This window comes from Williamsia muralis NBRC 105860 (assembly GCF_001598915.1).
Taxonomy (GTDB): Bacteria; Actinomycetota; Actinomycetes; order Mycobacteriales; family Mycobacteriaceae; genus Williamsia; species Williamsia muralis.
On sequence record NZ_BDAP01000002.1, the window covers coordinates 318,620 to 343,178 of the forward strand.

Here is a 24,559-nt window from a genome sequence, read left to right on the forward strand (position 1 = left end):
GCCCCGTGTGAACGGCGGCGAAACTGCGCGTGTACCAACGGCAGTAGATGTGTTTGCGTCAGGAGACGCGCTCGGCGGCGAGACGCTCGATCCGAGGCACCGCGATCGCCATGATGCTCAAGTAGGCCGGCGCCCAGACCGGCACAGCCATGCTGAGCACGCAGCCGCCCCTTGTCGGGATCACCTCGTGCCGGGTCGCGGGCACACCTGCCACCCGCCAAGCCCATACCCGGCCGTCGATGAACTCGTTGATCTCGAATGGGAGCGGTACGCCGACCGGTGTCCACACCTTGCCGCGGGCGCCCAGCTTCAGCGGCCCGGGATCATCGAGTTCAGCACCGGCAACCGTCGGGCCCCACTTCGGCCACGACGTCAGATCCACCAGGACGTCCCACACCGCATCCGACGGCAACGACATGGAGAGTTCCACAGTCGGCATTCGATGTCGGAAACCCAGGCGCATGGGTAGGACTTAGCCAGAACACCGCGGATTCAAACCGGTCCCGCCAGTGCTGCTGGACCGAGCCGGACGGAGTGGTCAGGGAATCGGTGTGGGCGCGAGGCTGTTGCCGGGGGGAATGCCGGCGCAGTTGCTACGGGTGGGGATACCCGCAAAACGCTCGGTCAAGTACTCGAAGCCCTGTGCCTCGAACGGCGGGAACGATTCCTGGTGCGTCAGACCGTTGTACTGCGCGTAGGTGACATCGACTCCGCGGCCGCAGTATTCGTGTGCCAGACCCACCACGTCGTCGGTGACCATGATGGTGTCGCCGATGGGGTCGGCATGCCCGACAGCCAGGAACAATGGCGCCTTCGGGGTTCCCTGGCTGCCCATGATGTTGTCGTCGATCGCGCCGACGACCTGCGGCACCTGCAACAGTGAGGTGTACGGGGCCTTCACCATCTGGGCGTCCGTCAGGCCGGGATAGTCGCCGGCAAAATTGGCGATGCACTCCGAACTCACCGTTTGCATCAGCTGCTGGCCGTAGTCGGAGATGAACTTGCTGGTGTCGAGGTCGTAGGCGCGCTGGTAGGCGACGATCAGCGCGGGGATCACGCCCGCCCACTTGGTGCCGCCGCTGATGTAAGGAAGGTTGTGGGCCAGGTCGACGGGCAATCCGCCTGCCGCAACGCCGATGATGTTCAGTTCGGGCGCGTACTTCGGTGCCACCTCGGCACCCCACTGGGTGGGTACCGAACCGCCCGAGTACCCGAGCAGGCCGACCGGGGTGGAGACCGGCAGCTTCAAGAAAGCCTCAGCAGCCCGGACACCGTCGAGCGCGGCATAGCCGGACTGGCGTCCGATGGTCCACTCCAGATCTTCACCCTCGTAGTCGGGCGCCACCACGGTGTATCCGGCGGCCAGGTAGCCGGCGATCACTGCTTGTTCGGCCTCGGCGATGGGACTGGATGATCCGCCGCTGAGTGTGTACGAAGGATCGCATTGGGAACCGAGGGCGTCGTACGCCATGTGGTACGAGATCAGCTTCGTCGGTCCGGGCACCAGCGGCCGCAGCACTGTTGCGACGGTCACAGCACCTCTGCCTTGCTGATCGGTTGTGCGGTAGAGGACCTGGCTACCGGTGATCGGGGTGTCGAGCGTCGGCGTCCGAAAAGTCATCGGCCGGCTCCGCAGTACCGTGCCCGGCGTGATGTCGGTGAGCGACCCGTCGTAGCTGTAGAAGGGGTCGGCCGACGGAAGCGGGGACCCGGGCCCCGGATCTGCCTGCGCGGCAGGAACACCCGCCAGGGCCAACGATCCGACGAGGAGACCTACTGCGGCGACGACACGCAGGGCGAGAGTCCGACCACTAAATGACATGGTGATATTAAAACACCGGTCCCGCGACCGCGGAGTGAGTTCGACGACTGTTCACGAAACATGATGCACCGCAACGAAATAACGATCATTCATTCCGTATTTGGGAAAGCCATTCGCTGTAGGCTTTCGGCGGTTACTGCGAGTCCAGATAGGCGATGATGGCGTTGACCAAGCCGTCGCGCGCGTCGTCGAGGTCGCCGTACGTTCCCAGGGTTCGCTCCGAGGTGATGCCGCGCATGGCGGCCGGGATCAGCGCAGCCATCTGCCGGATCCGCACCGGATCCACACCCAGGTCGGCGAACGCACGCTCACAAGCGTTGTCCCAGCGTGGTTTCCACGAGGCGAGCTCGGCTGCGGTGAGGGGGAAGTCGCGCTCGAGTTCGGTGCGTTCGCGGGGCAGGGCCGCACGCAGTGTCTCGATCGCCAGCGATTCCGGCGATCGCAGCCCGACGTACATTGCCTCCACCAACCCGGTCACCCGTTCTTGGAGGGTGCCTCCCGGCTTGACGTTCGCGGGCAGGTCGCCACGTTGCTCGGCGGTGTAGCGGAGTACGGCGGCCCACAACCCGTCGATGTCGCCGAACTGGTACTTCACCACGCCCCAGGTGGCCCCGATGTCGCGGGCGATCCGGTTTCCCGACACGGCTCCGGGGTCGCCCGTTGCCAACGCGGTGATCGCGGACTTGATCATGCTCTCGCGGGTGGCGATTCCTCGCTTGTTCGCCCGCCTGCTCGGCGCCGCCACTTCGGTCATGACAGCCGATGGTAGTCGGTGTCGGCCGCGACGCCCACTTTCAAAGAACCCTCTTTACAAGTTTCACAGATGGTTCTACGGTTGTGGTCAGCGCGGCCGCCGCAGGGTGCGTGGTCCATCCGAGTGGCTACTCGGCGTCGACTGCGGCACAACGTAATTCAGAAAACGCGGAGGTTCGGAGTGGCCAAACCCACACTGTCCATGAAGCCCACCGGCTGGTTTCAGGTGGCTTGGTCGGCTGAGGTCACCGTGCGCGAAGTTCACCGGATGACGTATTTCGGCCGCGAGATGGTGGCATGGCGAACCACGTCGGGCCAGGTGGCGGTCTTCGACGCCTACTGCGAACACCTCGGCGCCCACCTCGGCTACGGCGGCCATGTGGAGGGCGAGAACCTGGTCTGCCCGTTCCACGGATGGGAATGGAACTCCGAAGGCCGAAATGTCTGCATTCCCTACGAGAATCATCCGAACAAAGGCCGGCGGATCCGCAGTTACCCCGTCGTAGAGCGCAACGAATCCATCTGGATCTGGCACGACGTGGAAGGCCGAGCCCCCTACTTCGATGTTCCGGATGTGTTTGCCGACTTCGACGACGGCAAGAGCGCGGACGACTATTACCCATCGTTCCCCGTCGGCGTGCTCTATCGCGAGCGGCTCGAACTGCATCCGCAATACATCATGGAAAACGGCGTGGACTTCGCCCACTTCAAGTTCGTGCACAAAACTCCGTTCATTCCGGAGTTCACCAGGCAGGACTTCGACGAGCCGGTCTCGTATGTCGACTTCACGGTGGCCTTTGACGACGCGGCGTCCGAAGACGATGTCAGCAGCGGGGTGGAGGCCATCAACGGCGGACTCGGCGTGGCGGTCACCAAGAGCTGGGGCATGGTCGACAACCGGACTCTGTCCGCGGTGACGCCCGTCGACGACAACACGTCCGATGTCCGGTTCACGGTGTGGATCGGCCGCAAGCCCGGTGACCAGTCCGCGGAGATGAACGATTACGCGAAGACGATGGCGAACTACATCATCGAACAGTTCGCGGCCGACATCAACATCTGGGCGCACCAGCGGTACTCCGACCCACCGGCCCTCTCCCGCAAGGAGTTCGAGGGCTTTCGGGCCCTGCGCGCCTGGGCCGCGCAGTTCTATCCAGATGAGCAGAACCGCACCCACGCTCACACGTCGACAGTCGAGGGCACATCGTGATCGGTGGTCGAACCACCGGTCCGAAGATCGGTACACAAGCCGAGATCAACAGGGAGACAACACATGAGTACTGCTGAGAAGATTCGCGTATTCCAGGTGGCCACAGGAAATGTGGGAACCGAGATGATCAAGCGGATCGCAAGTCATCCCGACCTCGAGCTGATCGGCTTGCACTGCTACACCCCGGAGAAGGTGGGCCGGGACGCGGGCGAGATAGCGGGCCTGGCGCCAAACGGGGTCATCGCCACCGGATCGGTGAACGACATCATCGCTGCGAAGCCGGATGTGCTGACCTTCCACGGGGTGTTCCCGGACGAAGAACTATACGAGCGTGTGCTGGAAGCCGGCATCAACATCGTCACCACGGCCGACTGGATCACGGGGCACCACAGAAACCAGAACCACCCGCACCCGTCAGGCAAGAAGACAACCGAAGTGCTCGAAGCCGCCTGTCAGCGTGGAGGTTCCACCTTCTATGGCACCGGTATGAACCCCGGACTGTGCCAGATACTCGGAGTCGTCCACTCCGCCGATGTGGCAGATATCGAGAACGTGACCGTCATCGAATCGGTGGATGTGTCGTGCCATCATTCGGTGGAGACGTGGAAAGAGGTCGGGTACGGACGCCCCATCGACGACCCGTCGATCCCCGGATCACTGGAGAAGTACACGAGAGTGTTCTCCGACAGCGTCTACATGATGGCCGACTGTTTTGATCTGAAGCTTGACGAGGTCAAGTTCTCCTACGAGCTCGGTGCGTGCACCAAAGACGTGGACCTCGGGTGGTACCAGATGCCAAAGGGTTCGCTGGGCGCGAACTACATCAAGTACCAGGGCATGGTGGACGGTGTGCCGCGGGTCGAGTCACACCTGGAATGGCAGATGACGCCGCACACCGCGCCCAGCTGGGACATCAAGGGTTGCTACATCACCCATATCCAGGGCGACCCGAACATCTACAGCAAGCACATGATCTTCCCGAAACCGGGAGTGCGGCTTGACAACCCGGAGGACTTTGCATCCATCGGTATGACCGTCACAGGTTTGCCCGCGCTGAACTCGATCCGTTCGGTGGTCAGCGCGCGACCAGGAATCCTCACGAGTGCAGACATGCCCTTGCGGGGCATGGCGGGCCGTTTCAAGCTGTGAATCCGCAGCGATCAGGACGCGTCCTGTAGGCCGGCGGCGCGGCGGATGTCGACGACCGGAGCAGGTGCCTCGGTGAGCAGGCGCTCGTCGGCGAACAGTTCGAGGACCTGACGGGCCGGACGGACCGGCGCGAAGACCCTGAAACTGTCGGGCCGGCGAGCGTATGCCTCGAACACCACATCGATGGCGGCAGAGGAAAAGAAGTTCACCTGAGACAGGTCGAGTACCACCTCTGAGTAATTGGTCATCGCTGCATTGATGACCGCCAGAAGCTGCGGAGAGGTGACCATGTCGGCGTTGCCACTCACCCGGACAACTGCGTGTGCTTCGGTGAAGGATTCGACACTGATCTCGAACGGCCATTCGCGGTCGGAGAACTCGGTTGCCAGGAAATCTGCGGTCATCGTTCTGCCTTTCTCGTTCGAAACGGGAATCTACGCAACTCGGGCTTCAGGTTGGTGATCTGTTTGAACAGTAGAAAGTTGCGCTCACCCAAGCAATGCGTAACGAGCTTCGGCGCGCAATCGTGACGAACGATAACGGAAAGGTAACGGCGGCGAGGTGCGCCCCGGATGCGTGGGGGCGGGAACTAATCGCGAAACGCCTCGACCACGTCCGCAACCCGTTGAAGTTGACTGACGTCTGAACTGGTCGGGATGAGGTGGATCTCATCGGTGCCGATGGCAGCGAACTTCGCCAGTACCTCGGCAAGCTGATTCTCGTCGCCCGCCCAGCCTGTGGTGGGAGCGATGGCGTCGACGAAGTCGGCAGGGATCCAGTTCATGTACCGACGCAGATGATGGTGGATCTGCGCGCGGGCGGGTTCGGGATCGCCGAGTGCGAACCAAAAGGATGTCGCCAGATGCGGTGGCTTCTTGCCCGCCTCCGCCCACGAGGTGGTGGCGACGTCGAACAGCTCTTTCTGCTTGTCGACGTCCAGGTCAAGCGTGGTCCCGGCCAATCCCTCGGCCCAATGTGCCGCGGAGCGAACCGTTTTCGGGCCGATGGTTCCCACCATCAGCCGAGGTCCACCCTCTTGCTCGGGTGAGGGGCCAACGGGGAGCACCGATTCGGTGATCCGTTCGCCGGCCCACACCCGTTTCATGATCGCGACGCGGTCGGCCATGCCGCGGATGGTCTGAGTCTTCGGGTCGGCGCCGACTGCTCGATAGTCCTCGTGCCGTCCGCCTACCCCGAGTCCGACCGTCAACCGTCCGCCGGAGAGCATGTCGCCCGTTGCGAGCGCCTTCGCCAGCATGACCGGGTCGTGGAGCTGGGGCACGATCACCGTGGTGACCAGTTGCACCCGGTCGGTCCACGCGGCAACCGCCCCGAGCATCGTGAGACTGTCGGGGTTGTCGAAGGCCATGCGCTCGCCCCAGCAGATGGACGAAAAAGGCCCATCGTCAACGGCTTTCGCCCATTGTTTGAGAACAGTTGCATCGAGATCCGGTTCCATCACCGGCAACGTCATTCCGACCTGCACGAACCTGATCCTCCATGATCGCCCCGGGTGGGGTGCCGGTTTCGCCGATCTTCAGATCAGTCCCTGCGCGAGCATTGCATCGGCAACGTGAGTGAATGCGCTGATGTTCGCTCCCGCGGTGTAGTTGCCGGGAAAGCCGTAAGCCTCTGCGGTGTGCAGGCACCGATCGTGGATCGAACGCATGATCTCGGCGAGCCGTTCCTCGGTGTGGTCGAACGACCACGAATCCCGGGACGCGTTCTGCTGCATCTCCAGGGCGCTCGTCGCCACCCCGCCGGCATTGGCTGCCTTGCCGGGCGCGAAACGAACGCCGGCGTCAGAGAACAGCTTGATGGCCTCAGGTGTGGTGGGCATGTTCGCGCCCTCGGCCACGATGCGGCAGTCGTTGGCGATGAGCGCTTTCGCGTCATCGGCGTCGAGTTCGTTCTGCGTGGCACAGGGCAGCGCGATGTCGACCGGAACGTGCCAGATACTCCCGGCCGTGCCGAGCTCGGCTCCCCGGCCTCGTGCCTGCACGTAATCTGCGATCCGTCCACGCTGCTTGATCTTGACGTCTTTGAGATGCTCCAAGTCGAGGCCGTTGTCGTCCACCACGTATCCGCTCGAGTCAGAGCAGGCCACCGCGATCCCGCCGAGTTGCTGGATCTTCTCGATTGCGTAGATGGCGACGTTGCCGGAGCCGGACACTGCGACACGTTTACCGTCGAAGGAGTCGCCCATGGCGGCGAGCATCTCGCTCACGAAGTACACCGTGCCGTATCCGGTGGCTTCGGTACGGACCTGCGAGCCTCCCCACGACAAGCCCTTCCCGGTCAGAACCCCGGACTCGTATCGGTTGGTGATGCGTTTGTACTGTCCGAACAGATATCCGATCTCCCGTCCACTGACACCGATGTCACCGGCGGGGACATCGGTGTGCTCGCCGATGTGCCGGTAGAGCTCGGTCATGAACGACTGACAGAACCTCATCACCTCGTTGTCGGAGCGGCCCTTCGGGTCGAAATCCGCCCCGCCTTTGCCGCCACCGATCGGCAAGCCGGTGAGGGCATTCTTGAATATCTGCTCGAAGCCGAGGAACTTGACGATGCCGAGATACACGCTGGGGTGAAAACGCAGACCACCCTTGTAGGGGCCGAGTGCAGAATTGAACTCCACCCGGAACCCGCGGTTGACCTGCACGCCGCCGGCGTCGTCGGTCCACGGCACTCGGAAGATGATCTGCCGTTCGGGTTCACAGAGGCGACGGATGATCGCAGCGTCCGTGTAGTGCGGGTGTTTGGCCACCACCGGACCGAGACTGTCGAAGACCTCGCGCACGGCTTGGTGGAACTCACCTTCGGCGGGGTTGCGGGCGACGATGTCCTCGTAGAGGTCATGTAGCTTCTCATCGATCACTTGGAACAGTGCTCCCTCTGCGGTCTTGTCGAGGCGTCGGACGTGCCGTGTTGCCCGATCAGCCTATCGATCGACAGAAATTGCCTTTCGCCGGAGATGTCCATCGCTCAGTGTCTATTCACGCAGCGGCCATCGTGAAAGAGTTGCGCCGATCATGTGACCGAGGGGGCGAGTGTGCCGTTGTACTACCCGTACTGGTGGGGGATGTATTGGTGGGGGCCGTACATGCCCTACGTGACACTCATTGTGCTAATCTTGATGATCGCCTCGCTAGTGGACATCGTCGGCGGTGAAGGTGAGCCGAAAGGCATGCCGCGGTGGGGCTGGCTGCTCCTGGTGATAATCCTTCCGTTTGTCGGACCGGTGGTGTGGTTCCTCAGCGGTCGCCCTCGTGCCCGCAATCGTCGCCGGCCCGCCGACCGCGGTGCCGGATCACTGTTTCCCGAATACGACCGCAAAGGCCGGTTCGTCCCGCAAGACCCCGTCGCGGACGCGGAGTTCTTGCAGCGCTGCCGCGAACGAGCTGAACAGCAGCGGCGCGACGCCGATCTGGAATGGCGGCGCCGTCGGCGCGAGGAACGCTGACAGCCCGTTCCGGTCACGCGAAACCCCTCGGACCTGCGAACCGGCGACGTACCGTTGGCAGAGTCGTCGAAAAGGGGCCCGAGATGCGCTCACTGGTCAAGACATCCGCCGCCGCAGGTCTGGCAGCAGGCATCGGCGCGCTGGCGTCGCAAGACGTGAACACCCGCTGGTACCGCAAGCTGTCGAAGCCGCCGTTCCAGCCACCGTCCGTCGCGTTCCCGATCGTATGGACCGCGCTCTACAGCGATGTCGCCATCAGCTCAGCGGTGGTGGTCGACCGCCTACATGAGCAGGGCCGCCACATCGACGCGGCCGCCTTCGAACGAGCGCTGTACCTCAATCTTGTCCTCAACGGATCCTGGACCTGGGTCTTCTTCAAAGCGCATCGTCTCGACGCTGCGACCGCGACCGCAGGTGTGCTCACTCTGAGTTGTGTGGATCTGGTTCGGCGCGCGCAGCCAGGGTCGCCGATTGCTTCCGCGGCGCTGGTTCCGTACGCCGCGTGGTGCGCTTTCGCGACGGTTCTGTCGGCCGCGATCTGGCGTCGTAATCGCTGACCGCAGAATGTGCAGGCTTTGTGTCTCCTTGCAGGCGTTGCAACACCTGTAAAGAAACACAAAACCTGCGTTTGAGCGTCGGTATCCTGTGTCGGTGTCCGAGTGCGACGACGACCTGGCGGCCCGGCCCATGGAGTACCCCGGCCGAGCTGTGGACGGCACCGGCGTGCTCGTAGGCGACGAGTACCGACAGCTTGCCACGGTCGAGGACATCGAGCGCGAACTGCGCAGGGCGGCGAAACCTGGACTGTCGCAACGCCGGCCGGTGGTCGCGGTGGGTTCAAACGCCTGTGCAGCGGTGATGAGGCGAAAGCTCGCGGAGGTCGATGGGTGTGTTCCCTTCCTCCTGGGCACCGTCAGCGACATCTCGGTCGGCCACAGTGCGCACCGCAGCGTCGCCGGATTCATCCCCGCGGCCCCGTTCCGTCGCCCCGGCCCGCCGATCTCGGTGGTGATGACAATGCTGACGCCGGAACAGCTGAGCGCCGTCGACCGCACCGAGCCCAACTACCGCCGCGTCGAGATCGAGTGCGACACCGCCGGGCTCAGAGTCGGTACCGCCGAGGTGTACGTCTCGCTGTGGGGTGTGATCGCACCACCGGGCGAGGAACCGTTCGGTCTGACACCACAACAGCACTTGCACAACGAATTGCGAGCCCGCTGTCCACGATTCGGCGTCACCGAGCCTCCTCGCGCGACCGTGGTCTTGTCGAGGGTGCTGGCGGAGGAAGGCTGGGTGGCCGGCAGCAACTTGTGACTCGGGTGTCGTGCAGAGCGACCTCAGCGAACAATCTCGAACACCGCGGCCAAACCCTGACCGCCGCCGATACACATGGTCTCGAGCCCGTATCGCGCATCTCTGCGGCGCATCTCCCGGGCGAGGGAGGCCAGCATTCGTCCGCCCGTCGCGCCGACCGGGTGACCGAGCGAGATCCCCGAACCGTGAACGTTGGTGCGGTCGAGGTCACCGGCACCGAACTCCCACTCCCGCATCACGGCGAGGGCCTGGGCCGCGAAAGCCTCGTTGAGTTCGATGAGATCGATGTCCGACAACGTCAATTCCGCCTTGGCCAGCGCCTTCTCTGTCGCCGGGACGGGACCGATGCCCATCACGTCCGGCGCCACGCCGGCGATTCCCCAGGACACCAGCCGGACCAGCGGATCTAGGCCGAGCGCAGCCGCCGTCTCAACAGTGGTCACCACGCAGAGCGAAGCCGCATCGTTCTGTCCACTGGCGTTGCCTGCGGTGACGGTGGCATCGGGGTCGTCAGCAGCCATGATCGGACGCAATGCACCGAGCTTCTCCAGGGTCACGTCCGCACGTGGATGTTCGTCGGTGTCGATCACCTTCTCGCCGCCGCGAACCGAGACACCGACCGGGATGATCTCTTCGGCAAGGACGCCGTCCTGCTGTGCCGCCACGGCGCGTGCATGAGAAGTCACCGCGAGCTGGTCCTGTTCGATGCGGCTGATGCCGTACCTGCGGCGCAGGTTCTCGGCAGTTTCGATCATGCCGCCGGGCACCGGGTGGTGCCTGCCACCTGCCGTGGACCGGGCGCGGACGAGGCTGTCGTGCATCTGGACCCCCGTTCGCGCGGCGCCCCAGCGCATGTCGACCGAGTAGAACGATGCGTTGCTCATCGATTCGGTGCCGCCGGCGACCACGAGTTCGTTGTCGCCGTTGCCCACCTGGAAAGCAGCCTGGATGACGGCCTGCAGACCTGATCCGCACCGGCGGTCGACGTGCATTCCCGGCACGGTCACCGGTAGGCCGGCGTCGAGGGCCACCACGCGGCCGATTGCAGGGGCTTCACTGTTGCCGTTGCAGTGGCCCAGGATCACGTCTTCGATCAGGTCGGGTGCGATGCCGGTGCGATGGATCAGGCCGGTCATGGCGGCAACACCGAGATCGACGGCGGTCAGCGACGTGAACATTCCGCCATACCGACCGATCGGGGTCCGAATCGGTTCACAGATCAGCACATCGCGCACACCGGCTCCTCTCAGCGGATCCATCATGCACGCTGAAGGCCGAAAACATGGTGGGTCGGTGCATATGGACCTTCGGGCCGATGCCGGGCAGGGTGTTCCCATGACCATTTGCCTGCATCCCGTGGACCGCCTGCGGTGACCGACGTGCCGACCTCGCCACTGAAGGGGCTGCGGATCGTGGAGGTGTCGAGCTTCGTCGCCGCCCCTCTCGCGGGGATGACACTGGAAGCACTTGGCGCCGAAGTCATCCGAGTCGACCCGATCGGCGGCGCTGCCGACTACCACCGTTGGCCGGTCACCGGCGAAGGCGAGTCCATCTACTGGGCGAATCTGAACAAGGGCAAACGATCTGTCGCGGTCGACTTCCGCGACCCCGAGGCGATCGCACTGATCCGTGATCTCATCACCGAAGCCGGTGTGCTCGTGACGAATGCGGCCGGACGAGATTGGCTCGACTACGACTCCCTCGCCGCGATCCGTCCTGATCTCATCCACGTTCAGGTCCTCGGCCGCGCCGACGGTTCGGGTGCCCTCGACTACACGGTCAACGCCGCCACGGGTTTTCCGCTTGTCACCGGCCCATCGACCACGGCGGGACCGGTGAACCACGTACTGCCGGCATGGGATGTGGCATGCGGCCTGTACGCGGCGCTGTCGGTGACCGCGGCGGTGATCCGTCGATCGGAGACCGGCGCGGGTGCACGGGTGGTGCTGCCGCTGGAAGATGTCGCGCTGGCGACCACCGGGCATCTCGGATACCTGGCCGAGGCGCAGCTCGGCGGCGATGATCGACCGCGGGTGGGTAACGGAATCTATGGCACTTACGGTTGTGACTTCGCGACAGCAGATGGTGAGCGGCTCATGGTGGTTGCCATCACGCCGCGGCACTTCCGCGACCTCGCCGAGGTCACCGGAACTGCGGATGCGGTCAGAGCGGTGGAAAGTGCACTGCGCGTGGACTTCACGAAGGACGGCGACCGCTACCGCCATCGCCGGGTACTCGACGGTTTGTTCGGGGTGTGGTTCGCCGAACGGAACGCCGACGAGGCGGAGGCAGCCCTGGCGGACACGTCGGTGGTGTACGAGCGCTACCGCACCTTTGCGCAGGTTGCCTGCGGCCCAAAGGTGATGAATAACCCCATGTTCGGCCTGATCGAGCAGCCGCGCATCGGCAGCTATCTGGCACCGACCACGCCGATGACGTTCGAGGGCGCACATCCACCCGCCCGTCCCGCACCGGCCAACGGCGACGACACGGCACACGTGCTGGCGACATACCTGAACCTCACCGACGCGCAGATCGCCGACCTCCACAACCGCGGCGTGGTGCACGCAACCACTCGACCAACCACGAAGGACACCGAATGACCCGACTCGCGCAAACCCCAGGCCTCACCGACGTGCAGAGGGAGATCCTCTCCACGGTGCGCGATTTCGTGGAAAAGGACGTGATCCCGAACGCGCAGGAACTCGAACACTCCGACACCTACCCTCAGGCTCTGGTCGACACGATGAGCGATATGGGACTCTTCGGGTTGATGATCCCCGAGGAGTACGGGGGACTCGGTGAGTCGCTGCTGACCTACGCCCTGTGTGTCGAGGAGTTGGCGCGCGGATGGATGAGTGTGTCGGGTGTGCTCAACACCCACTTCATCGTGGCGTACATGATCCGGCAGCACGGCACTGCCGAACAGAAATCGCACTTTCTGCCGCGGATGGCGACAGGGCAAGTGCGCGGCGCCTTTTCGATGTCAGAGCCCGAGCTGGGATCGGACGTGGCCGCAATCCGTACCCGCGCCACACTCGACGGCGACGACTACCTCGTCAACGGTCAGAAGATGTGGCTCACCAACGGCGGGAGTTCTACCCTCGTCGCGGTTCTGGTGCGCACCGACGAAGGGTCGGTGAAGGCGCACGAGAACCTCACCACGTTCTTGGTCGAAAAGCCCGTGGGATTCGGCGAGGTGGCGCCGGGACTCACGATCCCCGGGAAGATCGAGAAGATGGGCTATCGGGGCATCGACACCACCGAGCTCTTCTTCGACGACTACCGGATCTCGTCGGACATGGTCCTCGGTGGCAGTCCCGGCCAGGGTTTCCGGCACATGATGGACGGCATCGAGGTCGGTCGCGTCAACGTCTCTGCCCGCGCATGCGGTGTCGCCTTACGCGCGTTTGAACTCGCCGCGCGATATGCACAGCAACGCAGCACGTTCGGCAAGCCCATCGCGCAGCATCAAGCCATCGCGTTCTCGCTGGCAGAGATGGCGACCAAGGTCGAGGCGGCGCACCTGATGATGATCAACGCTGCGCGGCTCAAGGACTCGGGAGAACGCAACGACGTTGCGGCCGGTATGGCCAAGTACCTGACGAGTGAGTACTGCTCCGAGGTGACCCAGGCCAGTTTCCGTATCCACGGCGGATACGGTTACTCGAAGGAGTACGAGATCGAGCGTCTGATGCGAGAGGCGCCGTTCCTGCTCATCGGTGAAGGCACCAGTGAGATCCAGAAGACCATAATCAGCAAGGGTGTGATGCGCACGTACGCCCTCTGAATGGCCTTCTCGGTGCGTAAGCCGTTCAGCGGTGGGCGGATTGGCGCCGAGCCAAGCGTCTGCGGGCGAGTTCCCGGTACGTGCGCTGGAACAACGACGACGGTGCCTGCTCGGGATCCATCAGCTCGTTCTCGGCGAGGGGGTTCTCCTCGCCGTCGATGGCCTCCCGGTCGAACTCCACCAGCGTCTTGCCTTCTCCGCGAAGCGCATCGACGGTGGCCACCAGCGAATTGTGCTTCGTGAGCGCGTCCATGAAGCCCTCGGTTCCGACGTTGAGGTGCTCGCCGAGGAGGCGATCGCGAACGTGCCGAATGCTTGCCCGGTGCTCATCGGCGGTGGCATCGTCATCGCGGATCTCGACGGCGAGGTCGCATTCGCTGTCGAAACCGAGCGAGCGGTTGTTGAGGTTGGACGAGCCGACCCGGAGCACGCTGTCGTCCATGATGAGGATCTTGGCGTGGACGTAGATCGCGTCACCCCCGGTGGTCACGGGATGGAATGCACGGAAACGGTTGTGCACGTCCGCATTCCACAGGAGCTTGAGCAGTCGGTGGCGGGCGCCGTCCATGGTCTGCTGTCCGAGCCAGCCTTCGGCGTTGCGTGGCAGCACCACCATGATCTCGGGTCCGTCGGACTCGCCGAGACGCTCGGCCATCGCTTCGGCGATGGTGCGTGATGCCAGATACTGGCTCTCGATGTAGAGATAACGCCGCGCACTCGCGATGGCCGCCAGGTAGAGCGCCTCGATCTCCCGCACCTCGTCGCGGCCCGGAATCTCCGGCAGTGTGCGTGCGACGGCCACGTCCACCGACTCCAGGGTGGGGACCAGTCCCTTGGGCCACTGGTCACCCTCGGAATCGCCGGCTATCTGCTCGAGCGTTGTCCCGGTCGCGGCCTTCCACCGGTCGCGGGCCATCTCGCCGATCGCTCGCGCGGCGTCCCCATCGACCGCGGTGGTCGCGTCATGCCATGGGCCGTAGGACTTTCCGCTGGGTTTGGTTCGGAAGTCGTTGCTGTCTTTGTGGTCTGAGGTGTCCCACCGGTCGACCGTCATGTCGATGCCGCCGCAGAACGCGAGCTGGTCATCGATCACCAAGATCTTCTGGTGATGCGCGGCCCCTACGGGGTGCGCGCCGTCGAGTTCGAAGTGCAGGCTTTCGTCGGTCAGCCAGTTCTCGACGAAGATCGGGGCCATTCCCCGGGTCATGGCGGTCAGAGCGCCGAGATTCCACTTCAGCAGATGGATGTCGAGGCCGGGCCGGTGTTTCGGCAACCACTTGAGGAAATCGCCGAGACGATTGGGCCCTTCGAGGGTCTGGCCGCCCGGCTCGAGCTTGATGCGGGTGTCGAAGTCCCAGCCGATCAGAATGATCCGATGGCGTGCCTCGAGCATGGCCGACTTGGCGTAGAAGAAGTAGTCGGCGGCATCGATGATGCAGGCGAGGCGGTCGGCTCGAGCGATCTGCCAGCAGGTGTCGCCGGGAACCAGCACTCGGCTGTCTTCGGTCACTGATGTCCTCGACTTCTTCGATGAATAGCGATGCTAAAAGTACATGGTCCTGTTGGACTCATCCATTCGGCGGCGCTGACCAGCGGTACGAGGGTGGTGAGGGTGCTCAGGGTTGTGAGGGTGCTCAGTCGGTGACGGGAGCGGGTCGCGTCCCGCGAAGATGCCCGCTGACGTCGCCGATCAAATCGATGGTGACCACCCGTTCGGCGAACTGCCAGCCGTCGGCCGTTCTCGTGAAGCGATCCCGGTACCGTCCGGCGATGATCGGCTGTAGCGACAACCCGGTCACCGCCTGAAGGACCGTGAAGTATGACCGCACGGCCGCCGACGCGCCGTCGATCTCGAGGTGGATGTTGGTCGTGACGTGCTTGGTGCGGGGTGTGCCGTCGTCGTAGGTGATCACAGACTTCCCGAACATCTCCGCGATGGCGTCGGCGCCGGTCAACGACCCTTCTCCGCTACCGAACGACGCATGCGCGAGCAGGTCACCGACACCGGCGAAATCACCTGCGTCCACCAGTTCGGCGTACGACGCGATCAGGTTGGTGATCGCTCGCTCGTCGTTTTCGGCCACGGCAGGACAGTAGGCGATCCATGCAGGCTTTGTGTACGAATACCGGCGTTGCAGTGCCTGCGGACGAACACAAACCCTGCATGGATCGGGGAGGTCGCGAGATCAGCGCTCGCTGTCGAGCATGGCCATCTGCGCCTCGGCATAACGATCGCCGGCGACCGCATCGGCCGGAACCGCCGATTCGATGGTGGCCAGTTCGTCGGCAGTGAGATGGATGTCGAGAGCCGCAACGGTTTCGTGCAGCCGAACCACCTTCCGGGCCCCGATGACCGGCACGATGTCGTCGCCTTGGGCAAGCACCCACGCGATGGCCAGCTGCGCCACCGTCACCCCACGTTCCTTTGCGATGGTGCCTAAGGTGTCGACCAGCGTCAGGTTTCTAGCGAGGTTGTCACCTTGGAACCGCGGGCTGTGCGCACGGAAGTCGTTGGCGGCGAAGGTGCTCGCCACCGAGACGCTGTCGCTGAGCAGGCCCCGCGACAACACTCCGTATGCCGTGATCCCGATCCCGAGCTCGCGCGCGGTCGGCAGGATGTCGGCTTCGATGCCCCTGGATATGAGCGCGTATTCGATCTGCAGATCGGCGATCGGATGCACGGCTGCCGCGCGACGGAGCGTCTCACTGCCCACCTCCGACAGCCCGATGTGCCGCACGTATCCGGCCTGGACCATCTCGGCGATGGCGCCCACCGTGTCTTCGATCGGCACCGCGGGATCGAGCCGGGCCGGGCGGTAGATATCGATGTGGTCGACCCCGAGGCGCGTCAATGTGTAGGCGAGGAAGTTCTTCACCGCCTCCGGTCGTCCGTCGAAGCCACCCCACCCGTTGTCGGGGGAGCGAAGTGCGCCGAACTTCACGCTGAGCTGCACGTCGTCGCGGCTACGGTCTCGCAGTGCCCGGCCGATCAGCATCTCGTTGTGCCCCATGCCGTAGAAGTCGCCCGTGTCGATCAGGTTGACGCCGGCGTCGATGGCGGCATGGATGGTGGCGATCGACTCGGCGTCATCGCTGGGTCCGTAGACGCCGGACATGCCCATCGCACCGAGGCCGATGCGCGAGACCGTGGGACCAGTTTTTCCAAGGGTTACCTGTTGAATGTTCATGCATTCACCTTCGGCCGGTTGCCGCCCCGGCGGCAGAGACCGGTCATCGGGGGACCGCCGATCCCTGGTTGAGATGGCGCGCGAACGGCACAGTGGTGGATGTGAGTCAACGAATGGATCGCGCCGAGCTGGCCGATTTCCTGCGCCGGCGCCGCGCGGCCCTGGTGCCGCGCGATGTCGGGTTGCCCGAGGGTGTGCGCCGCCGCACGCCAGGCCTGCGTCGCGACGAGGTCGCCGTGCTGGCCGGGATGTCCACCGACTACTACACCCGGCTCGAGCAATCTCGTGGGCCGCATCCTTCAACGCAGATCGTCGCCTCGATGGCGCGGGCGCTGCGGCTCACCGATGACGAACGCGACCATCTCTACCTGTTGTGCGGGCATGCTCCGCCTCCGCGTATCGGCGGCGACTCCCACGTGGGTCCGGGTCTGCTGCACCTCCTCGACAAACTCGACGACATCCCGGCGTGCGCGATCTCCGACCTCGGCGAGACGCTGGCCCAAAACCGGATGAACCTGCTTCTCGTCGGCGATCAGTCGACGGTCACGGGTCTGGACCGCTTCCACACCTGGCGCTGGTTCACCGACCCCGCGACGAGGGAACGCTTCAATCCCGAGGACTGGGCTCGGATGAGCCACAAACACGTCAGCGATCTGCGAGCGATCGCGGCCAAGCGTGGCGACGACGCCACCGTCACCGAACTGGTCGGCGCCCTTCACACAGCCAGCGATGAGTTCGCGGCGTTGTGGTCCGAACACCACGTGGCCACCCGGACCAGTGCTCTCAAACGGTTCATCCACCCGGAGGTCGGGGAGATCGCGCTGTTGTGCGAGACCCTCGTGACCCAGAAGGAAGACCAGCACCTGCTCGTCTACTTCCCCCAGCCGGGGACCGAGGCCAGAGAACGACTGGACCTTCTCGGTGTCATCGGAACCCAAGCGCTCAGCAGTTAGAGTCGCTGGTGTGACTTCCACCTACACCGCACCTGTTGTCGCTGCCGGACTCATCGGTGGTTTCGCCGCCGCCAGGTACTCGGGACGCCGCGAACTCGGCGGGGTCGTCCTGGCCGCGGCCGGCGCCTGGAGCACCGCCCAGTGGTGGCAGACCAAGGGACCTGCCGTGGCGGCCCCGCTGCTCGGTGGCTATCTGTTCGCATTCGGGGCCTCCCATCCTCTCGCCAAGAAGATCGGCGCGTGGCCGTCGGTGCTGACCGTCACCGCGGCAACCTCTGCTGCCGCATACGCCCTCGGCGACCGCTAGTCGGGTCGCGAGCGTGATGACCCGCTGATGTCCGGCATCGCGCTCACCCTCGCGGTCATCGCCGTCCTGCTCGTCGTGGTGGCGGTGCTGGCCCTGCGCGTGCGCACCCGGCCGACGCTGACCACTCCCGCCGAACGCGTCGTTCACGCGACACTCCACACCGCTTCACTCGCGGCTGTCCCGTTACGCCGCGGCCTGGGCGCCGATTCGGCGGCCGAAGCAGCGCCGCATCTACGGGAGCTGACGTCTGCGGATGCCCTCGGTCTCGCCGACGCGGACGGAACGCTCCTGGCCTGGACGGGGCCACACGAAGCGCTGACCGACACCTTTGCCCAGGCCGCGGTGCGCGCCGCCGACGAGGGTCGCCGCATCCTCATCAAAGCCCCCGACCTCGACGAGCCCGGGGTGCGCGCGCTCATCGTGCAGCCGCTGCTGCTCGAGGATTCCGCATCGGTGGGGGTGATGGGAGTGGTGACGCGCATCCAGCCGGGGCCGGGCATGTTGTCGGCGATCACGGAGGTCGCCCGATATGCGGGGAGCCAGATCGAACTGGCCGAACTCGACGCCTCGCGGGCCCGGCTCGACCGCGCCGAGGTGCGGGCTCTGCGCGCACAGATCAGTCCACACTTCATCTACAACGCACTGAACACGGTCGCGTCCTTCGTGCGCACCGATCCCGATCAGGCGCGCGAGCTGATCCTCGAGTTCGCGGACTTCACCCGGTACTCCTTCCGGTCGGCAGGTGAATACACCGTGCTCGCCGACGAACTCCGGAACATCGATCGCTACCTCACCCTCGAGCGGGCTCGTTTCGGCAGCGCACTGCAGGTCCGCCTCCAGGTGGCCCCTGAGGTGCTCAACGTGGTGCTGCCCTTCCTTGCCCTGCAGCCGCTGGTGGAAAACGCTGTACGGCACGGTATCTCGAGCAAACCCGACGGTGGCACGGTGATCATCGTCGCCGCCGACGAAGGCACCGACTGCGTGATCAGTGTGGAGGACAACGGGGTGGGTATGGACCCGGATCTACTGCGATCGGGTGATCTCGACGCCATCGTGTCCGGTGCCACCGCGACTGCGACCGAGTCCGCACACGTGGGTCTGGCGAACGTCGACGACAGGCTGCGGGCAGCATTCGGCAACGACTACGGTCTGGTGGTCGAGACCGCGCCGGGAGCGGGAACCAAGGTGAGCATGAGGGTGCCGAAATTCCGGCCGGGCATCTCCGCGTGAGAAGAGCCGCGCGGACCGGTGTGCGTGGCACGATGGATGCGTTGTGACGCAGACACCGAACAGTTCAGGACGACCGGGCCGGCATGCGCTGACCGTGCTCGCCGTGGACGACGAATGGCCCGCGCTCGACGAGCTCAGCTACCTCCTGCGTGCCCAGGAGGCCGTCGGGGAAGTGCTGACCGCAGGCGATGCGACCACTGCCCTGAGATTGATCAAGGACCGGCCGGGAGCGATCGACGCGGTGTTCCTCGACATCAACATGCCCGGACTCGACGGCCTGGAGCTCGCGGGTGTGCTGGCCGCGTTCGCGCACCCGCCGGCCGTGGTGTTCGTGACCGCTCACGAGGATCGCGCCGTCCGGGCGTTCGACCTCGGGGCCGTCGACTATCTGCTCAAACCACTGCGCGCGCAGCGGCTGGCGGAGTCCGTCCGCCGGGTGCTCGAGCACAGGGAGCAAAGGGGGCCATCGACCCCAGCTTCCCGGCCGGACTCTGCGGCGGACGGCGACACCGATGAGGTGATCCCGGTCGAGATGGGCGGGACCACCACGCTGGTGCCCCGGTCGACCGTGAACTGGGTGGAGGCCGACGGCGACTACACCCGGTTGCACACCGCCACCGGTTCGCACCTGGTCCGCATCCCCATCTCCACTCTCGAGGAACGTTGGCGCGACGCCGGATTCCTGCGTGTCCACCGGTCCTATCTCGTGGCCTTGCCTCTGGTCACCGGCATCCGCACGGTGGGGTCGGGGACCGTGGTGTGCCTGCGTTCGGTCCGGGACGGGCGGCCGGTCGAACTGCCCGTCAGTCGTCGGCACACCCGCGAGCTGAAGGACCGTCTGGTCCGGATTCCCCGGCAGACCCGGAACGCGCCGTGACGTCGCCCGCCGAGGGTCAGCCGCGACCCCGCGAGAGGGTGGTACTCGCCAAGCGGCGCGGGGCCCGCCGGGTCCGGTCCCGGGTGGAGGTGCAAGAGCAGACCGAGGTCGGTGACGCCCTCATCCGCGGGTTGATGCGGGCGCAGCTGGGACTGGCTTTGCGGCTCGCCGGGTTCACCGTGGCGATGTTGTGCGCGATCCCGTTGCTGTGGGCGGTTTTTCCCGATCTGGCCGAGGTGACCGTGTGGGGGATCCGGCTGCCCTGGCTGGTTCTGGGAGTGGGCGTCTACCCGGTGTTGCTCGGGGTCTCGTGGATGTACAACCGGCTCGCCGACCGCAACGAACAAGAGTTCGCCGACCTGGTCGACGATTGACCGTCCGCCATGGAGACCATCACCGGACAATCGGTACCGACTGCGACCCTGCTGGCGCTGATCGTCGCGGCGGTGGCGACCGTGGCGATCGGGACGTACGGAGTGCGGCTGGCCCGCACCACTTCTGACTTCCTGGTCGCCTCCCGCAGTGTCGGACCGAACTGGAACGCCGCCGCGATCTCCGGTGAATACCTCTCGGCTGCATCCTTTCTGGGTGTGGCGGGCCTGATCGCGAAGTACGGAACCGACGCACTGTGGTATCCGATCGGATTCACCGCAGGCTACGTCGGACTGCTGTTGTTCGTCGCGGCACCACTGCGGCGATCAGGGGCCTACACCGTCCCCGACTTCGCCGAATTCCGGCTCGGGTCAACACTGTTGCGCAAGCTCGCCACCGCCGTGGTGGTGTTGATCTGCATCCTCTACATGGTCCCTCAGCTCCAGGGCGCCGGACTGACCCTCAACATCCTGCTGGGTACGTCGCCGTGGGTGGGGGCAGTGCTGGTCGGGGTCATCGTGATCGCCAACGTGATCGGCGGCGGGATGCGGTCGATCACCTTCGTCCAGGCATTTCAGTACTGGCTCAAACTCACGGCCATCGCGGTACCGGCGATCGTGCTGGCGATCCACTTCTACGGAGAAGACCAGGAATTGGGGTCGGCGGCCCCTCCCACCGTCGCCGAACAGACCACCGTCGACGTCACCACCGACGTGGTAGTGCAGGTCAACAGCGACCTCTGGGTCACCGCGGACGGCACGGTCGACGGTGGTGAGGTGAGCGGCCCGATCAGGCTGACCGCGGGCGACCATGACGTCAGTGCGGGTACGTCTTTGGTGCTGGCGCCGGGTGCGGCCGTACCGGTGGTGTCGGGTGCGCCGGCCACGCACGATCAATGGGCCACTCCCGGATGGGGATTCGGGGGCGACCACCCGATGTACCAGGTGTATTCACTGATCATCGGCATCTTCCTCGGCACCATGGGATTGCCGCATGTCCTGGTCCGCTTCTACACCAATCCCGATGGGCGGGCCGCCCGCGCAACCTCATTGGCGGTGGTGGGTCTGCTGGCGGTGTTCTATCTGTTCCCCACCCTGCTCGGCGCATTCGCTCGGCTGTGGGTGCCGCAACTGCTGATCACCGGTGCATCCGACGCCGCGGTACTGCTCCTTCCTGGATCGGTGGTGTCCGGGCTGGGCGGACAACTCCTGGCCGCTCTGGTGGCCGCGGGGGCGATCGCGGCGTTCCTGTCCACCTCGTCGGGGCTGCTGGTGAGTGTGGCCGGCGTGCTGAGTACCGATGTCTTGCGTGGCCGGGTCCGGGACTTCCGGATCGCCTCGCTGCTCGCCGGATTGGTGCCGTTGTTCCTCGCGGTGGCCGTGACGTCGATCGACCTGTCGCGCACGGTGGGCCTGGTGTTCGCGGTGGCCGCGTCGACCCTGTGTCCACTGCTGGTTCTCGGTATCTGGTGGCGTGGCCTGACGGCGGCAGGCGCCGCAGCGGGGCTGATCGTCGGCGGGGTGGTCGCCGGGGGTGCGGCGCTGGCCACCTCGATCACGGGCATCGCCGATGTCCTGCAGGAAGGCTGGATCGCCACGATCATCGGCTATCCCGCAGCGGTGAGTGTGCCCCTCGCGTTCGCTTCGATGGTGCTGGTCAGCAAGCTCACCCCGCACCAGATCCCAGCCGATGTCGGCCGACTGCTCACCAGGCTCCATGCTCCCGAACGCCTTGGTGTCGGCAAAGACCGAGAGGCGAATCTGCGGCCGGAGTAGGTGCCGTTCGTCGCGCTCAACCGACCGTTCATCGCACAGTTCGACAGCTCGCCGTGTGACTGCGGCCACATCCTTCTGCTGTGACCGGCATCTCACTAATGTCCGATACGAGCTTTTCCCTTCACCCCAGGAGTCGTCATGACCACATCCGACCTGAGCCCGGAGGCGTCGCCACAGCGACCCGCACCGGACGCGCAGGCATTCATCGACATGCAGGCAAGCCCTGAGTTCCAGGACCTGCGCCGCCGCCTACGCGTCTTCGTCTTTCCTCTGACGGCCTTTTTCCTCGCCTGGTACATGCTCTACGTCCTGCTCGCGACCTACGCCAGCGACTTCATGGCCACCAAGGTCTGGGGAAACATCAACCTGGGCATCATCCTCGGTCTCGGTCAATTCCTGACGACCTTCGTGATCACCGCCGTCTACGTCCGGTTCGCCAACCGTGACCTCGATCCCCGCGCTGCCGCGATCCGCGACGAGCTGGAAGGACCGCTCAAATGACCTCGCTCGCTGCAGGCGCCGCCTCTGTCGGCAACCCCGCGCTGAACATCGCCATCTTCGTAGCGTTTGTTGTCATCACCATGACGATCGTGATCCGCGCCAGCAAGACCACCAAGAAGGCTTCTGACTTCTACACCGGTGGCGGCCAGTTCTCCGGACCGCAGAACGGCTTCGCGATCGCCGGCGACTATCTGTCGGCCGCGTCGTTCCTCGGAATCGCCGGTGCCATCGCGGTTTACGGCTATGACGGCTTCCTCTACTCGGTGGGCTTCCTCGTCGCGTGGCTGGTCGCCCTGCTTCTCGTTGCCGAATTGCTGCGCAACACAGGCCGTTTCACGATGGCCGACGTGTTGAGTTTCCGGCTCCAAGAGCGCCCCGTGCGGATGGCTGCTGCACTGTCGACGCTGACGGTCTCGCTGTTCTACCTGCTCGCCCAGATGGCCGGTGCCGGTGGACTCGTGGCGCTGCTGCTCAACATCGACGGCAAGTTCGGTCAGGGTGTCGTGGTCGCGGTCGTCGGTGTGCTGATGATCGCCTACGTCCTCATCGGCGGCATGAAAGGCACCACCTACGTCCAGATGGTCAAGGCGGTGCTGTTGATCGCCGGCGCCGGCGTGATGTTCGTCCTGGTGCTGTTCGCCGTGAAAGGCAACTTCTCGCAGTTGATCGCCGATGCCCAAGCCACCGTGAGTGGTTCGGCGAGCAAAGCTGTCGCCGGTCGTGACATCGCTGCGCCGGGCGCCAAGTACGGCATCAGTGACATGTCCAAGCTCGACTTCATCTCGTTGGGTATCGCCCTGGTCCTCGGTACCGCAGGCTTGCCCCACGTGCTGATGCGCTTCTACACCGTGCCGACCGCCAAGGAAGCTCGTCGCTCGGTCACCTGGGCCATCGCCCTGATCGGCGCGTTCTACCTGTTCACCCTGGTGCTGGGTTACGGAGCCGCCAAATCGGTGGGACCGGACAAGATCCTCGCGGCACCGGGCAAGGAGAACTCGGCGGCACCGTTGCTGGCGTTCGAACTCGGCGGAACCATCTTCCTGGCGGTGATCTCGGCGGTCGCCTTCGCGACGATCCTCGCCGTCGTGGCCGGCCTGGCGATCACCGCGTCGGCCTCGTTTGCCCACGACATCTACGCCAGTGTCATCAAGCGCGGCAACGCCACCGAGGAACAACAGGTCCGGGTCTCACGCATCACCGTGGTCGTGATCGGCGTGGTCTCCATCGTCCTGGGCATCGCGGCCATGGGGCAGAACATCGCCTTCCTGGTGGCTCTCGCCTTCGCGGTCGCCGCGTCGGCCAACCTGCCGACGTTGCTGTTCTCGCTGTTCTGGAAGCGGTTCAACACCACCGGCGCACTGTTCAGCATCTACGGCGGTCTGATCACCTGCATCGGGTTGATCGTGATCTCGCCTGCGGTGTCGGGCAAGCCGACCTCGATGTTCCCCGACGCCAACTTCGACCTCTTCCCGATGTCGAACCCGGGCATCGTGTCGATCCCGGCAGGCTTCTTGCTCGCGGTGATCGGTACCTACATCGGCGGCCGTCGCAAGGAGAACGCTGCCAAGCAGGCCGAGATGGAAGTTCGGTCGCTGACCGGAGTGGGCGTCGAGAAGGCAGTATCCCACTGATCCTTCTGCTCGCTCCGCTCGCTTTGTCGGACGTGGCCATCAGGCGGTAGTTCTTCCCTTCTCCTCACATCGCTGCGCTCGCTCGTCGGCAGTCCAGAACAACCGCGGCCACACCCTCCGAAAGACTCGGCCCCACCAATACAGAAATGGTGGGGCCGAGTTGGTTTGTCCCCAGGCTCCGGTTGCAGTCGGAGGGTGTGTGGCCGTAGGGGTAGTTCCTC

25 protein-coding genes are annotated in these 24,559 nt (G+C 64.8%); 15 read left to right on the plus strand and 10 right to left on the minus strand.

Annotation, left to right across the window (positions count from 1 at the left end; genetic code table 11):
• Positions 1-58: 58 nt before the first annotated feature.
• The 3 genes from WIMU1_RS08295 to WIMU1_RS08305 form a co-directional block, all read right to left on the minus strand.
• Positions 59-418 carry an SRPBCC family protein gene (locus tag WIMU1_RS08295; protein ID WP_370623712.1) on the minus strand — a complete coding sequence of 120 codons (360 nt, stop codon included), beginning with the start codon at positions 416-418 and terminating at the stop codon, positions 59-61.
• 120 nt (positions 419-538) lie between these two features.
• Positions 539-1,822: a lipase family protein gene (locus WIMU1_RS08300; RefSeq protein WP_062796375.1), complete on the minus strand. Its 1,284-nt coding sequence runs from the start codon at positions 1,820-1,822 to the stop codon at positions 539-541.
• A gap of 133 nt (positions 1,823-1,955) precedes the next feature.
• Positions 1,956-2,576, minus strand: a complete 621-nt coding sequence (locus WIMU1_RS08305) for a TetR/AcrR family transcriptional regulator (RefSeq protein WP_023958726.1) — start codon at positions 2,574-2,576, stop codon at positions 1,956-1,958.
• Between the two features lie 180 nt (positions 2,577-2,756).
• On the opposite strand from WIMU1_RS08305, the gene WIMU1_RS08310 reads away from it, so the two are divergent.
• Complete coding sequence (locus WIMU1_RS08310; RefSeq protein ID WP_062796377.1) at positions 2,757-3,785, plus strand: Rieske 2Fe-2S domain-containing protein; 1,029 nt, start codon at positions 2,757-2,759, stop codon at positions 3,783-3,785.
• 63 nt (positions 3,786-3,848) lie between these two features.
• On the plus strand, positions 3,849-4,934 hold the full coding sequence (locus WIMU1_RS08315; protein ID WP_062796379.1) for an NAD(P)H-dependent amine dehydrogenase family protein: 1,086 nt from the start codon (positions 3,849-3,851) through the stop codon (positions 4,932-4,934).
• Positions 4,935-4,945: 11 nt separating this feature from the next.
• Here WIMU1_RS08315 and WIMU1_RS08320 read toward each other — a convergent pair whose 3' ends face one another.
• From WIMU1_RS08320 to gdhA, 3 genes are all read right to left on the minus strand, one after another.
• Positions 4,946-5,338, minus strand: a complete 393-nt coding sequence (locus WIMU1_RS08320; protein WP_062796381.1) for an STAS domain-containing protein — start codon at positions 5,336-5,338, stop codon at positions 4,946-4,948.
• Between the two features lie 185 nt (positions 5,339-5,523).
• Entirely contained in the window at positions 5,524-6,408 is an 885-nt protein-coding gene (locus WIMU1_RS08325; protein WP_062797466.1) for an LLM class flavin-dependent oxidoreductase, read from the minus strand.
• 63 nt (positions 6,409-6,471) lie between these two features.
• A complete protein-coding gene (gene gdhA / locus WIMU1_RS08330) occupies positions 6,472-7,815 on the minus strand; it encodes an NADP-specific glutamate dehydrogenase (protein ID WP_371850288.1) in 1,344 nt (447 codons plus the stop codon).
• 156 nt (positions 7,816-7,971) lie between these two features.
• Between gdhA and WIMU1_RS08335 the strand changes: the two genes are divergently transcribed.
• The 3 genes from WIMU1_RS08335 to WIMU1_RS08345 all read left to right on the plus strand — a co-directional run bounded on the left by WIMU1_RS08335 (position 7,972) and on the right by WIMU1_RS08345 (position 9,714).
• Positions 7,972-8,400, plus strand: a complete 429-nt coding sequence (locus tag WIMU1_RS08335; RefSeq protein WP_243404433.1) for a PLD nuclease N-terminal domain-containing protein — start codon at positions 7,972-7,974, stop codon at positions 8,398-8,400.
• A gap of 83 nt (positions 8,401-8,483) precedes the next feature.
• The gene (locus WIMU1_RS08340) at positions 8,484-8,957 is read left to right on the plus strand and encodes a TspO/MBR family protein (RefSeq protein ID WP_023954587.1); all 474 of its coding nucleotides are present in this window, start codon (positions 8,484-8,486) and stop codon (positions 8,955-8,957) included.
• A 94-nt stretch (positions 8,958-9,051) separates the two neighbouring features.
• Positions 9,052-9,714 carry a hypothetical protein gene (locus WIMU1_RS08345; RefSeq protein ID WP_147431355.1) on the plus strand — a complete coding sequence of 221 codons (663 nt, stop codon included), beginning with the start codon at positions 9,052-9,054 and terminating at the stop codon, positions 9,712-9,714.
• A 23-nt stretch (positions 9,715-9,737) separates the two neighbouring features.
• On the opposite strand, the gene WIMU1_RS08350 is transcribed toward WIMU1_RS08345, so the two are convergent.
• Positions 9,738-10,949, minus strand: coding sequence for an acetyl-CoA C-acetyltransferase (locus tag WIMU1_RS08350; RefSeq protein WP_062797470.1), 1,212 nt, complete (start codon positions 10,947-10,949; stop codon positions 9,738-9,740).
• Between the two features lie 135 nt (positions 10,950-11,084).
• Here WIMU1_RS08350 and WIMU1_RS08355 point away from each other — a divergent pair, with 135 nt between their 5' ends.
• Positions 11,085-12,317 carry a CoA transferase gene (locus WIMU1_RS08355; protein WP_084248107.1) on the plus strand — a complete coding sequence of 411 codons (1,233 nt, stop codon included), beginning with the start codon at positions 11,085-11,087 and terminating at the stop codon, positions 12,315-12,317.
• Positions 12,314-13,504 carry an acyl-CoA dehydrogenase family protein gene (locus WIMU1_RS08360; protein WP_062796388.1) on the plus strand — a complete coding sequence of 397 codons (1,191 nt, stop codon included), beginning with the start codon at positions 12,314-12,316 and terminating at the stop codon, positions 13,502-13,504. Before WIMU1_RS08355 ends, WIMU1_RS08360 begins: the two co-directional genes overlap by 4 nt.
• A 25-nt stretch (positions 13,505-13,529) precedes the next feature.
• On the opposite strand, the gene WIMU1_RS08365 is transcribed toward WIMU1_RS08360, so the two are convergent.
• The 3 genes from WIMU1_RS08365 to WIMU1_RS08375 all read right to left on the minus strand — a co-directional run bounded on the left by WIMU1_RS08365 (position 13,530) and on the right by WIMU1_RS08375 (position 16,692).
• Positions 13,530-15,014, minus strand: a complete 1,485-nt coding sequence (locus WIMU1_RS08365; protein ID WP_062796390.1) for a phospholipase D-like domain-containing protein — start codon at positions 15,012-15,014, stop codon at positions 13,530-13,532.
• A 124-nt stretch (positions 15,015-15,138) separates the two neighbouring features.
• Positions 15,139-15,588 carry a nuclear transport factor 2 family protein gene (locus WIMU1_RS08370; RefSeq protein ID WP_120802584.1) on the minus strand — a complete coding sequence of 150 codons (450 nt, stop codon included), beginning with the start codon at positions 15,586-15,588 and terminating at the stop codon, positions 15,139-15,141.
• Between the two features lie 102 nt (positions 15,589-15,690).
• A complete protein-coding gene (locus tag WIMU1_RS08375) occupies positions 15,691-16,692 on the minus strand; it encodes an aldo/keto reductase (RefSeq protein WP_062796392.1) in 1,002 nt (333 codons plus the stop codon).
• Between the two features lie 113 nt (positions 16,693-16,805).
• Here WIMU1_RS08375 and WIMU1_RS08380 point away from each other — a divergent pair, with 113 nt between their 5' ends.
• From WIMU1_RS08380 to WIMU1_RS08415, 8 genes are all read left to right on the plus strand, one after another.
• The gene (locus tag WIMU1_RS08380) at positions 16,806-17,645 is read left to right on the plus strand and encodes a helix-turn-helix transcriptional regulator (RefSeq protein WP_062796394.1); all 840 of its coding nucleotides are present in this window, start codon (positions 16,806-16,808) and stop codon (positions 17,643-17,645) included.
• A 10-nt stretch (positions 17,646-17,655) separates the two neighbouring features.
• Positions 17,656-17,952 carry a hypothetical protein gene (locus WIMU1_RS08385; protein WP_023954574.1) on the plus strand — a complete coding sequence of 99 codons (297 nt, stop codon included), beginning with the start codon at positions 17,656-17,658 and terminating at the stop codon, positions 17,950-17,952.
• Positions 17,953-17,979: 27 nt separating this feature from the next.
• Positions 17,980-19,182: a sensor histidine kinase gene (locus WIMU1_RS08390; RefSeq protein WP_062796396.1), complete on the plus strand. Its 1,203-nt coding sequence runs from the start codon at positions 17,980-17,982 to the stop codon at positions 19,180-19,182.
• 43 nt (positions 19,183-19,225) lie between these two features.
• Entirely contained in the window at positions 19,226-20,059 is an 834-nt protein-coding gene (locus WIMU1_RS08395) for a LytR/AlgR family response regulator transcription factor (RefSeq protein WP_245968893.1), read from the plus strand.
• On the plus strand, positions 20,056-20,433 hold the full coding sequence (locus WIMU1_RS08400) for a DUF485 domain-containing protein (protein WP_243404431.1): 378 nt from the start codon (positions 20,056-20,058) through the stop codon (positions 20,431-20,433). The genes WIMU1_RS08395 and WIMU1_RS08400 overlap by 4 nt, the downstream gene beginning before the upstream one ends.
• A 9-nt stretch (positions 20,434-20,442) precedes the next feature.
• Positions 20,443-22,206: a sodium/solute symporter gene (locus tag WIMU1_RS08405; RefSeq protein ID WP_062796398.1), complete on the plus strand. Its 1,764-nt coding sequence runs from the start codon at positions 20,443-20,445 to the stop codon at positions 22,204-22,206.
• A gap of 138 nt (positions 22,207-22,344) precedes the next feature.
• Positions 22,345-22,707 carry a DUF485 domain-containing protein gene (locus WIMU1_RS08410; RefSeq protein WP_023954569.1) on the plus strand — a complete coding sequence of 121 codons (363 nt, stop codon included), beginning with the start codon at positions 22,345-22,347 and terminating at the stop codon, positions 22,705-22,707.
• Positions 22,704-24,338 (plus strand): monocarboxylic acid transporter, encoded by a 1,635-nt coding sequence (locus WIMU1_RS08415; protein ID WP_062796400.1) that lies wholly within the window; start codon positions 22,704-22,706, stop codon positions 24,336-24,338. Before WIMU1_RS08410 ends, WIMU1_RS08415 begins: the two co-directional genes overlap by 4 nt.
• Positions 24,339-24,559 lie beyond the last annotated feature (221 nt).

Excerpts from the sequence above, each read along its gene's own strand:
- WIMU1_RS08295 (WP_370623712.1), bottom strand. The coding sequence starts at position 418 with ATGTCGTTGCCGTCGGATGCGGTGTGGGACGTCCTGGTGGATCTGACG.
- WIMU1_RS08300 (WP_062796375.1), bottom strand. The coding sequence starts at position 1,822 with ATGTCATTTAGTGGTCGGACTCTCGCCCTGCGTGTCGTCGCCGCAGTA.
- WIMU1_RS08305 (WP_023958726.1), bottom strand. The coding sequence starts at position 2,576 with ATGACCGAAGTGGCGGCGCCGAGCAGGCGGGCGAACAAGCGAGGAATC.
- WIMU1_RS08315 (WP_062796379.1), top strand. The coding sequence starts at position 3,849 with ATGAGTACTGCTGAGAAGATTCGCGTATTCCAGGTGGCCACAGGAAAT.
- WIMU1_RS08320 (WP_062796381.1), bottom strand. The coding sequence starts at position 5,338 with ATGACCGCAGATTTCCTGGCAACCGAGTTCTCCGACCGCGAATGGCCG.
- WIMU1_RS08325 (WP_062797466.1), bottom strand. The coding sequence starts at position 6,408 with ATGACGTTGCCGGTGATGGAACCGGATCTCGATGCAACTGTTCTCAAA.
- WIMU1_RS08340 (WP_023954587.1), top strand. The coding sequence starts at position 8,484 with ATGCGCTCACTGGTCAAGACATCCGCCGCCGCAGGTCTGGCAGCAGGC.
- WIMU1_RS08360 (WP_062796388.1), top strand. The coding sequence starts at position 12,314 with ATGACCCGACTCGCGCAAACCCCAGGCCTCACCGACGTGCAGAGGGAG.
- WIMU1_RS08375 (WP_062796392.1), bottom strand. The coding sequence starts at position 16,692 with ATGAACATTCAACAGGTAACCCTTGGAAAAACTGGTCCCACGGTCTCG.
- WIMU1_RS08380 (WP_062796394.1), top strand. The coding sequence starts at position 16,806 with ATGGATCGCGCCGAGCTGGCCGATTTCCTGCGCCGGCGCCGCGCGGCC.
- WIMU1_RS08390 (WP_062796396.1), top strand. The coding sequence starts at position 17,980 with ATGTCCGGCATCGCGCTCACCCTCGCGGTCATCGCCGTCCTGCTCGTC.
- WIMU1_RS08405 (WP_062796398.1), top strand. The coding sequence starts at position 20,443 with ATGGAGACCATCACCGGACAATCGGTACCGACTGCGACCCTGCTGGCG.
- WIMU1_RS08410 (WP_023954569.1), top strand. The coding sequence starts at position 22,345 with ATGACCACATCCGACCTGAGCCCGGAGGCGTCGCCACAGCGACCCGCA.
- WIMU1_RS08415 (WP_062796400.1), top strand. The coding sequence starts at position 22,704 with ATGACCTCGCTCGCTGCAGGCGCCGCCTCTGTCGGCAACCCCGCGCTG.